The organism is Desulfomarina profundi (genome assembly GCF_019703855.1).
GTDB lineage: Bacteria > Desulfobacterota > Desulfobulbia > Desulfobulbales > Desulfocapsaceae > Desulfomarina > Desulfomarina profundi.
The window spans coordinates 865,517-880,040 of sequence record NZ_AP024086.1; the positions used below are offsets into that span (position 1 = coordinate 865,517).

At 48.7% G+C, this 14,524-nt stretch carries 5 protein-coding genes; 3 read left to right on the forward strand and 2 right to left on the reverse strand.

Translation table 11 applies throughout. The features are described from left to right. Window positions 1–10: 10 nt before the first annotated feature. Entirely contained in the window at window positions 11–2,326 is a 2,316-nt protein-coding gene (locus tag LO777_RS04085; protein ID WP_228856289.1) for an MMPL family transporter, read from the reverse strand. An 845-nt stretch (window positions 2,327–3,171) separates the two neighbouring features. Between LO777_RS04085 and LO777_RS04090 the strand changes: the two genes are divergently transcribed. Further along, window positions 3,172–7,440: an acyl-CoA dehydratase activase gene (locus LO777_RS04090; RefSeq protein ID WP_228856290.1), complete on the forward strand. Its 4,269-nt coding sequence runs from the start codon at window positions 3,172–3,174 to the stop codon at window positions 7,438–7,440. A gap of 128 nt (window positions 7,441–7,568) precedes the next feature. On the opposite strand, the gene LO777_RS04095 is transcribed toward LO777_RS04090, so the two are convergent. Continuing rightward, complete coding sequence (locus LO777_RS04095; RefSeq protein ID WP_228856291.1) at window positions 7,569–11,789, reverse strand: acyl-CoA dehydratase activase; 4,221 nt, start codon at window positions 11,787–11,789, stop codon at window positions 7,569–7,571. A gap of 433 nt (window positions 11,790–12,222) precedes the next feature. Here LO777_RS04095 and LO777_RS04100 point away from each other — a divergent pair, with 433 nt between their 5' ends. Beyond that, window positions 12,223–13,698, forward strand: a complete 1,476-nt coding sequence (locus LO777_RS04100; RefSeq protein ID WP_228856292.1) for a PilZ domain-containing protein — start codon at window positions 12,223–12,225, stop codon at window positions 13,696–13,698. Window positions 13,699–13,912: 214 nt separating this feature from the next. Further along, complete coding sequence (locus LO777_RS04105; RefSeq protein WP_228856293.1) at window positions 13,913–14,368, forward strand: hypothetical protein; 456 nt, start codon at window positions 13,913–13,915, stop codon at window positions 14,366–14,368. The last annotated feature ends 156 nt before the right edge of the window (window positions 14,369–14,524 follow it).

The window sequence follows — 14,524 nt, forward strand, 5'->3', positions numbered from 1 at the left end:
ACCAGGGATGTTACCCAGATACATGCAAGTCCCAGGGAAGCCAGGAGGCCGATTGAGCGTAGTCCGGGATGGTTAGCGAAAACCATGCCGGAATACCCGGTAATGGTGGTGAGGGTACAGACGGAAAGCGGTGTGAACAGTTCACGCTGGCACGTGGGTGTGTCACCTTTGAGCTCCTTCCAGCGCCGGTAATAGTGAACCCCGAATCAACACCCATACCGATGAGAGCGGGAAAAATAACCACGTTGAAAAAGTTGAGTCTGAAATCTGTCAATGCCATGATGCCGGTGGTCATTATCAACCCGGTTACTAGGGGAAGGGAGATGAAAAGACTTTCTTTCAGGGAGCGGACGGAAAGAAAAATCAGCAGGAAAACTCCGGCAAATGAAAAGATAAGTGTCCAGGGACCCTCATCGATTACGGTCCACAGGATTTCAGCGAATACAGGCATTTCTCCCACGGGGCCCTGGACGCTGTCCGGCAGTTTCAAATTATACATTTCCCTGGTGAAGGCCATGGCGTTTTTACCGTTTCCCCTGGAAACATTGGGGTAAATTCCCGCCAGGTAAAACAGTTTGCCATCTTCGTTCTTCGCGGTCAGTGAATTGAGAAGGTTTTTCGGCAGCATATCGAGGTCTGGTCCCTGTTCCGGTAGCTGCCAGTCCCTGATGTCCAGAGCCCAGTCGTGGATAAGGGGATCTTTTATTTTTCTGATCCAGCTGCCCTGGAGCTCCTCCTGGATCTTTCCGATGAGAGCGGCTCGCTGTAGTCTGTCTTTCCGGGTGGGGGCAAAGGTGCGAACCGATGTCACTTTCTGGAAAAAGGAATGTTCCAGTTTCATGCTGGTGTTGACAGCCTGCAGGAGCCGATCCAGATTGGGGATGTCCGGAGCCAGGTAGAGAGCCCCGGGAGACATGTAACGCGTCTTGTAAACCTCTTTATTCCGTTTGTTAAATGTTTCATCCTGGACGATCTGCGGCTTCAGTTTATTGAAATCATAATTGAATTTCAGGTTTTTAACGGAGAGAAAGAGACAGAGGGGAAGAAGTAACGTTGTGATGACGGCTGTTTTGGCAAAGAGTTTTTTTCGGTGATTTTTCGGTGGTGCAAGGGGTTTGACAAGCCCAAACCTGTAAGCGACAAGCATTGTCGGCGGCATCACCGTAACCATGGACAGGAGCATGATGAGAATCGTTCCGCCACCAATAAGGCCGAATTCAGAAAAACCGCGGAAATCAGAGGCGGTAAGGACCAGGAGGGCCAGGCCGGTGGTCAGTCCTGAGGCCATCACGGAAATTCCCGTCGACTTGTATGTAAGGATGAGTGCCTGTTCCGGAGTATATAAACGCAGTTCCTGCTGGAACCGTTTCACGAGATGGATGGAATAGTCTATACCCATGCCGAACAGGACAATCAGGAGAAAGGAGGTGATAATATTCAGGTCACCAAGAACAGGCGGAACCAGGGCAAAGGCCCAGAGCAGCCCTGCTCCGAGAGGGTAGAGTAGCACCGGTAATACGGAAATGGAGCGGAAACTGAGGATAAGAATCAGCACCACAGCGATCATTGTAATTGTACCCGAACGTTTGAGATCAGAGAGAATTACATCATATTCCTTGAGGTTATTGATCTGGGATCCACCAACTCCCGACCATAAGCCTGTGGTAGCGGTGATTTCCCGGCTGATGGTTTCCAGTTTTACAAGCAGGGAGTGGAGATTGGCAATGTTGGAGAAACCCGCCTTTGGACGGATGAAAATACCGATTATTTTACCGTCCGGGCTTTCGTGGTACCGGGTCAGTTTGGAATAGCGGTCGAAGAGTCGCTTGATTTCATCCTCATCTCTATCGGAGACTGCCGCGACACCATTTCCTTCTCCTGAGAGAAGATCAGTGGTAAACGGATTCAGTTCAGCCTTGATGGAAAGGGTATAATCAAGTATTTTTTCAAGATAATTTGTCGATATAAGCAGGTAGCGAAAGTGGTCGATAAAGCTCTTTGGGTAGGTATAGGTTACGCTGCCGACCACATCAATCCGCTCAACTCTTTTGGCTGTTTTCTCTACTGTTTTTATGAGTTTTGCACGGTCGTCACCCTTGATGAGGATGGTGAAAAATCCACCGTCTGAAACAGTTTTTTCCAGTTTTTTTGTCCACATGGCAGCGGGACTTGAGTCCGGCAGGAGACGGATGACATCTGTATTGAGAGCAAGCCTGGAAATGTTGTAAAAAGACGGCAGTGTCGGTAGAAAAGTAATGACAAGCCAGATGAACGGGTGTCGGCAGACAGAACGCGCCAGGGCGTTAAGAAGGTTTTGCAGCTTCATACGCAGTTATAAAGTACCTTATGGTCGCCTGAATCCGTTAACGTTTGATACGCAATGAGAAGAATATTAAAATCACAAAACCGTGACGGACCAGGTAAGACGAAAAAACAAAACCACCAGGCCGATACGAATTCAGGATATGGAAATTTTGGTTGAAGTACTACTACTCAGATGGAGAGAAAAAATCAATGTCTCAAATTGCAACCTGAGTATATGTGAAACCCGGCCTGTCAGAAATTGTAAAAAGGGGGCTGTTAACTTTTCCAATGACTGAGAAAAAAATATCTGTATACCTAAATCCTGCAATTGGCAAGTTTTTCGGAGATGCGAGGCATCAAGGGCGCAGACGTATTAACATACTTCAAGCACTTGATAACGAAGCAGATTCGATGAAATTGCCAATCCCCCAGGGCAAGGGAATAAAGAAAAAACAATCTCACTCTGATAGTGAGTAGTACAGCCCCTGTTGTAATATTATAACTATCTGTTTATACATTATAAATATTTTTTCTTTGTTCCCGAAGTGCAGGATTTGGGGTATAATAATTTCTGGTTACCCTTGAAACTCAGCCAACCTGGTAATGCGGCAATAGTTCAGGCTGGCCTGTGGTTAACAATCATAAAAAACCCATTTCTGAACAGACACCAGATAATATTTTTCCTGATTATCCGGTTTGGACAGGTTCGGTGTAGCCTTTATTTATTATTTCAGGTAATGGTTAATTGGAAAATTGCAGTTCGGGTAGAATTTATTTCGTAATTGAGGGTTCCATTGTTTTGTAGTCAAAGGGGAAAAATGGCTGTGTTGTATGCTCAGCCAGGCTTTAAGGGGGAATGTGTCTGCAGTGAATAGGAGCGTTACAGCATCACTTGGTATCTGTCTGGGGGCTTCGACGATTTCTATCGTCGAGATGGCTGAACAGGACGAAAAGAGAAAGATTGTCAGCAGAACCAGAAAGCCTCATCTCGGTGATGTGCGTGGCACATTGCGGGAAATACTGGCCGGTGTCAGTTCCCTGGAAAAAAAACGAATCTGTGTCACCGGAAGGCAGTTAAGAAATTCAGTTCGGTGCAGTTCCATTTCCGAACCCGAGGCTGTTGAGCTGGCTGTCCGCCATATTCTACCTTCTGGCCATCCTTTCAGGGTGATCATCAGTGGCGGGGGAGAGACCTTCATGGTCTACCATCTCGACGATTTCGGCTGCATTCAGAACATCAAAACGGGCAATAAATGCGCGTCCGGCACGGGAGAATTTTTTCAGCAGCAGTTGCGCAGAATGGATATCAGTATGGAGAGTGTTTCATCCATGGATATTCCGGAAAACCCGTTCAGGGTGTCGGGCCGCTGCTCCGTTTTCTGCAAAAGTGACTGCACCCATGCCCTGAACAAGGGTATTCCGAAAGAATCCGTTGTGGCCGGTCTGACATTAATGATGGCTGACAAGCTGGAAGAACTCTTTAAGGAGTTACCGAGTCGCCATGTGTGCCTGGTCGGCGGATGCAGCGAAAATAAGGGGCTGGTCCACTACCTGAAAAGTCGTGTTGATGAACTGTTCATTCCAGATGAGGCGTCATTTTTTGAGGCTATGGGGGCAGCCTGCTGGGCCCTGGAACATGAAACCCGGCCGTTTTCGGGAATTGAAAAACTTTTCACTGACAATCTTTCCCGTTTTTCCTGTCATAAGCCACTGAAAGAATACAGCCATCTTGTTCATTTCAAAGCCAGGCCCCATGGCAGGGCACGGGCCGGTGACAAAACGATTCTCGGCCTTGACGTGGGATCGACAACGACCAAGGGTGTGATTCTCCGCTGTTCAGACAGGAAGATTCTCGCATCTTCCTACCAGCGGACAAACGGTGACCCCATCTGTGCTTCAAGAAATGTTTACAAGGCCCTGGCGGAACAACTGGAGGCTGCGGTCGTTATAGACGCCCTGGGAATTACCGGGTCAGGAAGACAGATTGCCGGGTTGCATGGTTCCGCTACGGCCGTTATCAACGAGATCACCGCCCACGCGACTGCTGCGGCATTTTTTGATCCGGAAGTGGATACCATCCTGGAAATCGGGGGACAGGATGCCAAATATACCTATCTGACAAATGGTGTTCCAAACGATTATGCCATGAATGAGGCCTGCAGTGCCGGAACCGGTTCTTTTCTGGAAGAGTCGGCAAAGGAGAGCCTGGGGCTTGATGTTAAAGAGATTGGTGATGCGGCCTGTCGTGCGGAAAATCCGCCAGATTTTAATGACCAGTGCGCTGCTTTTATCGGTTCAGATATTAAAAACGCGGTCCAGCAGAATATCAATATGGAGGATATAGTGGCTGGACTGGTTTACTCGGTCTGCATGAACTATATAAATCGTGTGAAGGGAAATCGACCCGTGGGCAGGAAGGTTTTTGTCCAGGGTGGTGTCTGTTATAACCGTGCTGTTCCCGTTGCCATGGCGGCCCTGACCGGCAGGGAAATTATTGTGCCCCCTGACCCCGGTCTGATGGGGGCCTTTGGCGTTGCCCTTGAGGTTGAGAAGCGGATAGAGCAGGGATTACTCGAAAAGGGCAGTTTTGATCTTGAGCACCTGGCAGATCTTCCCGTTCGTTACGGGAAAAGCTTTATCTGTGGTGGCGGCAGGGAGAAGTGTGACCGGAAGTGCGAGATCGCCATGATCGAAGTGGGTACGCGGAAACTACCTTTCGGAGGGATCTGTAACCGGTATGATAATCTGGCAATCGGTAAAAAGGGGGATGATTCTGTTTTTGACCTGGTGGCCCGGCGCCAGGAACTGGTATTCGGCGGAGAAAATGAAGAGAATGGCAATCGATCAAAGGTGCGGATGAACAGATCCTTCCTGGTGAATACCTATTTCCCCTTTTACAGGACTTATTTTGATCACCTGGGGTTTGACCTGGTTCTGCCCGATCGGGTTGATCCGGAAGGGGTGAGCAGAAAAAAATCATCCTTTTGTTATCCTGTAGAAATTGCGCACGGTTTTGTAAATGAAATGCTGAAGATCAAGGCAGATTACACCTTCCTGCCCCATCTCAAGGGTATCCCGTCCGGGGAAGGTGATGTTTCATGCACCTGTGTTTTTGTTCAAGGTGAACCATACTATCTGAAATCCACCTTCGGGGAGCTGGATTCGTCCCGTACCCTCAGTCCGGTGATTGATTTTTCGCATAGTTTCAGCCGTAACCGGAAAAATTTTGCAAAAATTGCCCGGCAGCTGGGATGTTCCGGCAGGGAGGGCAGGCAGGCATTTGAGGCGGCCTACAAGGCCCAGCAGCAGAACCGGATAGCAATGAAGGTTATGGGAGAGCAGTTTCTGGCGGAACTGGAGAAGAATCCGGAAGATATCGGTATTGTCCTTTTCGGCAGGCCCTATAACAGTTTTGTGCCGGAGGCAAATAAGGGAATTACTTTGAAATTTGCCTCGAGGAATGTGCGGATTATACCCTTTGATATGCTCCCCTATGGTGAAGAAGGGCTTGGAGAAGAAAGCAACATGTACTGGGCCATGGGAAACATGCTGATGAAATGTGCCCGCTTTGTGCGGTCCCATCCCCAGCTTTTCGGCACTTATATCACTAACTTTTCCTGCGGACCGGACTCTTTTGTCGTCACCTATTTCCGCGATATCATGGCTCAGAAACCGAGCCTTACCCTGGAGCTGGACAGTCACACCGCGGATGCGGGAATAGAGACCAGAATTGAAGCCTTTCTGGATATTGTTGCCTCGTATCGTGTGCTGCAGCAGAAAAAGAAGAAAAAAAGGAAAAAAGAGGGTTCTGTTCCGGCCATAATGGAATTTCACGGGGATATGGCCTGTATGCACCGGTCGAACGGGGAAGTGGTCCCCCTGACCGACAGGAGGGTGCGCGTGGTTCTGCCCGCCATGAGCAGGTATGGCTCTCCCCTTTTCGCTGCCACTTTTTCACGGGCCGGTATTCGGGCCATGGCCCTGGATCCGGCGGATGAAGAGGTGTTGAAGCTCGGACGGGGAAACTCAAGCTGTAAGGAGTGTCTGCCCCTGCAGACGACCGTCGGTTCTATTCTCAATTATCTTGAGAACGACCGGCCGGAAGGGGAACTGACTGTCTATTTTATGCCCAGTGCGCCGGGGCCATGTCGTTTTGGCCAGTATAATGTGTATACAAAACGGGTTATCAGTCAACATAAATTTGAAGATGTTGCTGTTTTTTCACCCACTTCAAAAAACTGCTACGGTGGCATGGGGACCGACTTTTCCATTGCAGCCTGGCGGAGTGTGGTCATTGGTGATCTTTTCGATGAGATGTGGGCAACCCTGTTGACCGCAGCCGTAAACAGGGAGGAGGCACTGGAAGTCCTTGACAGAAATTTTTCGGCGATAAAAAATTGTATTGGTGGTGAGTGGCGGGAATTGGCCGGGCAGCTGAAACGGACTGCCGGGGAACTTTCAGAAATCAAACTTGTTCAGCCGTACGAAGCCATCCCCAAAATTTCCCTGGTGGGAGAAATCTATGTCCGCCACGATCCCATATCTCTTCAACAACTCATAGAAAAAATGGCGGCCCGTGGGTTTATTGTCCGGACCGCTCAGAACAGTGAGTGGGTGAAGTACCTCGACTGGCTGATTAAAAAGGGGATTATGGGCGAACGTTCTCTTTCCTTCTGGTTTGGCCATCTTACCAAGGAAAAGGCTGATGCCAGAATTAGAAAACTGCTGGCTCCCAGTGGGCTTTTTCACGTGGGTGATATGCGGGTAAGCCATGTGGTCAAGGCAGGGGAGAAGTATATATCACCCCAGTTACGGGGAGAGGTTATTCTGACTGTCGGTTCCGCGTTTCACGATATGCTCAACCCTGCCTGTGGTATCATATCCATAGGGCCTTTCGGCTGTATGCCGGTTCGTGTCGCGGAGGCCATACTGAATGAAAAATTCAACGTGGGTGAGAAGAAAACACAATTGAACGGCCATGCATTTCTGCAACTGCCTGCCGATGATGAACGTAAATTCCCCTTCCTTGCCATTGAAACCGATGGCAATCCCTTTCCCCAGATTATTGAGGCCCGCCTGGAGGCCTTTTGCCTGCAGGCAGAGCGGGTGCACAAGGAGATGCTGTCGGGTCAATGATTACCTGAATCCTGCGCTTCGGGAATAAAGAAAAAATATTTAACTTGCCAATTGCAGGATTTAGGGATCATATTTTTCTGTTCCCGATGCTCATCCGGAAATTCTGCCTGAATGACCTTCGTCATCGATCAGGTTTCTTTTGCACTTTCTCCCTTTCTGCGGGCTCTCAGTAATTCAACAAAGGCTTCCAGCCTGGTCGTAATATGGGTATCTCCTATGGAATCATAGGAAATTGACGCTATGGGAATGTTGTTGTGGTTGGCACGTATCTTCGGAAAAAGAGCATCGGAGGTGAGGCCGACCATGCAGTTATGGCACATTACACTGAGAATACCGTCTGCACCCATTTTGATGAAGTCCAGAGTCTTACCGAGGTTCTGGGCAAGGTAACCATCGGACTGGTTGTTGCAGTAGAGGGAGGTCTCACGGAACCAGTCGAGTCCCGTGCCGTCAAAACTGATTTCCGGGTTGTCGGGAAAGAGCCTGCGGATACGGGCCGCCTCCCTGAGCTGAACGGCCGACTGGACAGTTCGTTTGAGGGCTGTGCCAAATCTTCTGCTGTAGAAATCCTGGATGGGATCCGTCCAGGCATCATAGAGCTGACCGTCCAGCATGAAAGGCGGTGCGAGTACCTGGCAACCGAGCTCTTCCAGTCTGTCATACAGTCCCTGGTTGGCCAATGGGTTGACGCGGGTATAGATATCGCCGACGATACCGACTTTAAATCGTTTCTTGCTGGTGCTCAGATCCACCGGTACGGCTTTCATGATGGAAATACCTTTTTTGATATTTTCGTAAACTGAACCTTCCCGTACCCCTGTCCTAATCCAGTGCAGTGCCTGTTCCTTGGCCTTCGCAAGATCATCTTTTTCCCGTGCATAAGGGTGAAGGGCCACGCTCCAGCGCCAGAAGTAATCACAGGCAACAATTCCCCGCCACAACTCCATCAGGTCGGACAGAGACATGACTCCGGGCAGCTCAGACCCATACGGGTTCCACAGGAGCAGCTCATGGGCACCAAGGTCCGTGAGAACACGGGAAAAAGCGTGAGCATAGTGGGCAAGCAGGCAGGGACCTTTGGCCGAGGTGATAAAGAATCCTTTTCTGTCCTGGGGTAGAGAGTCGTCCAGGGCCCATTTCACCAGGTCCCCAAGGATCATGGCATAGGGGCTGCATTCTCCTCCATCGCAATACTGTTCTCCAAGGATACGGGTTTCTTCAGTGGCCGGCTCCATCATGATCACGGACATTTCCGCCCGCTCCAGGGCTCCCGCAAAGGCATGGACATGATCTGCAAAATAAGGCATGGCGATGGTTCGGCCCTTGAGACGTTCAGGACAGCGGAGGGGAATATTTTGTTTTTTTATCCGGCGATCGGTTTTCCGGGAACTGGTTGAGAAAATTGCATCAGCGAAAGCTTCCAGACGGGTTTCAAGTCCCGCCTCTCCACTGTGTCCATCCAGCTCTATCTGCAGGGAAAGACGGTCCCCAAGGACCTGGCGCAGGCTTTTGGCAATGAAGGCGTCCGGTCCGCAGCCGTAATAGGAGAGAAAGAGGGGGTAGGCATCGGTAACAGACTTGATGGCTGCCGCTGCCCGGATATGTTCCGTACCTGTTCGCCACTGCATATGACTGAGTTCAGGGGGGACAGTGCTGTTTGCCAGAATAGTATCATAAGGTACCGGGGTCAATCCCAGCCGTTCAAGTCTGCGGCTGATCTGAATATTGAGGACCGGGTCATACAGGGTGTAGGATCGGCCGAAGAGAACAACAACCGGTTTTTCCGGTGTTGTGTTCTTAAGAGTTTCCAGGCCGAGTTGTGCAGACTGCTCTTTGATGGCCTGCAGACTGGTTTTCCCTTTTCGGAAAGCTGAACGGATTTGGCTTCTGGAGAAATTACCCAGTGGTTTTAATGCCTTGTGAAGGGATTGAACTGCAAGTTTTTCCCGTTCCGGATTCATGGGAATGGAGGGATGAAGCAGGGGAAGCCGGTGTTTATTCACCTTTTTTTCAAAAGTTGCCCTGATGACTGAACCGAGCTGCAGGGAATAGATGCAGTTAATCAGCCGTTTGGCCACAGGATCCTCAAGGTTGGGATCCTGTTCCATTTCCCCGAAGACCGGAATAAAAAGTGCTCTTGCTCCTTTTTGCAGGATCATATCAACATGGGAGAGGGCAATTTTCACAGGCAAACACTGTTCCGCCCGACTCAGGGTGACGCCATGCTGAACAGAAGATGGAGTGCTCGGGGGAGAAAGGGCGATTTTCAGTCCCAGTTCGTCAAAAAATGTCTTGAGAAAAGGGAACATGTCCCATGTCTGGTGGGCCCGGGGAATTCCAATGGTTTGCGAACAGAGAGGTGTGTTTTTTTCGTCAAGTCCCCAGAGCTGAATTCGTTTGTCCAGCAGGTTACGGGGTCGGCAAATTTCTGTTGTGCTGTCGGACGGTTCGTTATCCTTCCCACTCCAACGACCGCAACCGTCCCCTGTATAAAATTTCAGATCGTCAAATTCCAGTTGCCTGACAGAGCAGCTCCCCCCACACCCTTTGCAGGTGAACAGACGGCTTTTCTTGAGATTTTGAGGAATGGCAAGGTTGAAGAGATCATGTTCTTTTTCGGGAAGAGTCGAACGACCGGCAACAAGGGCCGCTCCAATGGCTCCGCTGAACGGTCCCCATGGTGAAGCTGTGACTTTTTTCCCCGTGAGACGTTCAAGTTCTTGTGTGATTACGTGGGAACGGGATACACCACCTGCAAAAACGATATGGCTGCCTGTTTTCCTGTGACCTACAACCTTTTCAATATAATTGCGGGCCACAGCATGGAGGAGACCCCTGCTTAATTCTTCTATCGACACACCCTGCTGCATTCTGGCAACGAGGTCGGAATCGATGAAGACAGTACATCGATCCTGAAGGTCGGCGGCACGATCTGTCATGGAAGCCATATGATCCAGCTCCTTCACATCCAGTCCCAGCCTTTTTGATTCTTCGAGAAGGAGCGACCCGGTACCGGCTGAACAGGCAGTGTTCAGGGCAAATTCCTTGATCTGATTTCCTTCGAAACGGACAAACTTGGCATCCTGACCTCCAATTTCAAATAGAGTGTCAACCTCCGGATTCAGCATGCGCATGGCCGTTGTATGGGCCGTTATCTCGTTCACCGAGATATCAGCGTGCAGCAATCTGGCTGCCAGTTTTCGACCGGAACCTGTGACGCCGACAGTGCTGACTTTTCTGTCTGCAAATGCCGGACTTTTCCGGAGTTCGGCCAGGGCGTGAGCCAGGGCTTTCAGGGGTTGTCCCCTGGTAAAAGCGTAATATTCATCAAGAATGCTTTCATTGGAAACAATTGCCCATTTAATGCTGACACTGCCCAGGTCAAAACCTAAATCGACCGTTTGACCCGTCCGGGTGGAAGAAGGTCGGGAAGGAGACAGTATGACATTTGGGCCGGTAGTGAAGGAGCCGGGACTACAGGATGGTGTTTCAGCCGGGGTCAGCCTGGCAAGGAGTTCTCGTATTGTTTTCGGTGAATTTTCTGTTTCTTCCTTCCTGGCCCGCAAGGCTGCGCCGATGGCTCCCAGTAAACGATGGTCGGGCGGCACAATCAACTGGTCTTTGTGTAAATTCAAGACTGTGAGCAGGGCCCGGCACATTCCACGATTGGCGGCCACACCACCGGTAAAAAAAAGGGGAGGATGGATTGTCCTGCCATGAATCAGGGTGCCGATGATATTTCGTACGGCACTTTCACAGAGACCGAGGGCCAGTTCGTCACTCCTGGTTCCGGACTGCTGGTGGTGGATGATATCTGTTTTTGAAAAGACAACACAGCGGCCGGCCACATGGGCAGCCTTCTTGGCTTTCTGGGCTAATTCTCCAAGTTCGGCAACTGATATGCCGAGTCGGGATGCCTGGCCGTCAAAAAAAGTACCGGTACCGGCTGCACACAGGCTGTTCATGGAATGGTCCAGGACCTCCACTATCTGATTTTGCCGTTTCAGGGTTATGAACTTGGAATCCTGACCACCGATTTCAAGCAGGGAACAGACAGTATTTTCAGGCAGCAGGGGGGCGGTACCCATGGCGTGGGCAGTTATTTCATTCACACTGACTGTCTGGAGAGTTTCGGCAATAAGAGTTCGTCCTGACCCGGTGATACATACACCTGCCAATGAACAGTCAGGATGTTTTTCGTCAAACTCCAGAAGGGCCTTTTTCAGTGCCCGGTTTGTCTGGCCACGGGTGAGTACAACAGTTTTTGCCACAGTTCTGCCCAACTGGTCAATTATTGCCGCGTCCAGGCTGATTGAGCCTGCGTCCACCCCAAGGTACATTTTCGTCATTTTCGATATGTCATTTGCAGTTTTAAAAGTGTTGTCATAATTTCCCCGGCTGTGTTTCTGGAGGCAAACTGCAGAGGGATCTCCGATATGTCTATTTCCCGCCGTGTCAGATAAAACAGCATTTCCAGTTTATAACCGAAATCCTTTGAGATGAAACGGTCAAAATCAAGTTGGTGGCAGGCGGGGCCGGTTCGTTTCGCTCTCAGTCCTATAGTGGGGTTGGTGATTCTGAAATTTGATTTTTATATCTTTATAAAAAATTTACTATTGAAACTCTGATAATATGCTATCCTGTTGTTAATAAAAAAAATCGCAGTGGGGAAGGTTATTGATGGTTGTTTTGGGCCCGGATCGCAACCTGCGCGGGGCAAAAACAGGTACAATACAGGAAGTAGTTCATTTTTTTTGGAAGATAAAGTGGAGTGGCAGATAAATGCCTTTTGAGCTCAGTGTAATACTCACTTTTCTGGTGTCTTTCTTTTCAGCACTGTTTGTTTTGCCTAATTTATCAATTATTGCCAAACGGATAGGTCTTGTTGATGTGCCCAATGAGAGGAAGATGCACCATGTACCGCAACCGTTGGTCGGTGGTATCGGTATAATAATTTCGGCGACATTCAGCTCCCTGGTTTTTGTTCCCCTTGGAGGAATGAGAGGGTATTTTTCCGGGCTTGCCCTGCTGCTTCTAGTTGGATTTTTTGATGATTTCCTTGAACTTGGACATCGGAAAAAATTCCTTGCCCAGATTGCAGCAACAAGTCTGCTGATTTATCTCAGTAAGGTTCAACTTCACACTTTTGGCGATTTGCTCGGTCTCGGGGAAATTGTGGTTCCAGCTGTTTCCTGGATTATCTGGACCGTTACTGTTTTCTGTGTTGTGGGGGTAACCAATGCAGTTAATATGATAGACGGACTTGACGGGCTCGCTGGGGGATTTGCCTTTATCGCGTTTATTGCATTTGCCGTGCTGGCCTCCCTGTCGTCAGACAATACCCTGATGCTGCTGAATCTGGCACTCGCCGGGGCTGTTCTTGGCTTCCTGAAATTCAACTGGGCACCGTCAGAATTATTCATGGGTGATGCGGGTAGCCTCTGTCTGGGGTTCTCCCTGTCATTCATGGCCATCGCGCTCACCCAGGGTGAAGCTTCATCCATTTCACCGATAATTGTTCTACTTGTGTTGGCCGTTCCGATTGCTGACACTCTGACGGTTATGTTAAAAAGGATTTTTGATCGTAAAAGCCCCTTCAAGCCTGATAAAACTCATTTTCACCATATTCTGGTAAAACATGGCTGCAGTGAAAAACAGGCCGTCAAGATACTTCTGGCACTGGTAATCACCCTTTCGGGGATGGGTATTCTTGGGACCATTCTGAAATTACCGGAACCTGTTCTTTTTGGGATTTTTCTTTTTTATTTCCTCTGTAATTTTCTGGCTGACAGTTTTGCTGAAAGAATTGTTTCTCTGATCAAGGCCTTTCAGAGAAAGGAAAAACCGCAGAACTGTCCGGCGATTGTTCATTCTTTTTTGAAAAGATTGAAAGCAAACCGTTTTTTCAGGGGAGCGGACAGGTATGAAGTTGAGATGGCCATAACCTGCTCAAGCTATTCTTCAAAATTTGCACTTGAGGGCACTATGCTGAATATTTCCAGAACAGGATTTCTGGCAAATATTGATAAACTTGGGTTTGTCTGCAGAGAGTGTGTGGTGACAATTTCTTTTCCGGGAACGGCGGAAAAACAGTTGATTGATATCCCCGTGGAGCATTTGTGGATGTCCCGTCGAGGCGCAAAACAGTACCATGGTTTTAAATTTTGTGAATTGGAGGAGAATCAGGCGCTTATTTTGTATGAATTTATCGACAAGATGGAAAAAACCGTTCCGAAAAACACCAGTAAACCGAACTGATCGTGCCTGTTTTCCGGAAAAATGTTTTTCGGAAAACAGGACATGAAGATAACAGGAAAGGGTTGACTTTTAAAAGAGTCGTAAATACAGTAAGATGAGTTTTCCTGGGAAATGAGTTAGCTTTTGGCTTACTATTTGCATAAATACTTTATAAAGATTTACCGGAAGCGAAGAGTCGGAAGTGTTGTTCCGATTTATTTTAAAGGAGGGCCAGATGAAGAGATTTTTGATTCCGATAATTTCAACCGTATTGTTCTGTACCGTGGCATTTGCAGAATGGCAGGTTGATTTTGAAGATAATTTTTTTAATAAAGGGATTGATCAGGCGGTAATAGATGCATTGAAGGAAGGTGCTGAGCCTGACGCCATAGTAGAAAAGGGATTGGCCCTTGAAGGGTTGAATCCTCAAAATTTAGTTGTTGCACTTTATTGTGCGGGAGTCAAGGGACAGGATGTGAGAGAGGCGGCTACGAATCATGATATTTCAGAAATGATTATAACTGCCGGCTACAAGAAAAGTGTTGCCGAGTGTGGAGATGCCGTAGCTGACAGTCAGGCTTATACCCCTGTGACTTCAGGTTTTTCCGGTGGTAAGTCAGCCGGAGGCGGGGGGGATCTTTCGCCAGTCCATCTACTTTCAATTGATCTTTTCAATCTCTTGAATCCATGACGGTTTTATGAATTTGTTTTAAGTCATCTTATTGAAAATACTACTAGTATATTCATACGGTTGATCTAAAAAAAATCACTTGCCGATTAAGAGATATTCATCTGCAATACATCCCAGCTCTTCTTGAACTCATTGAATGCTCACGGATTCAGGATC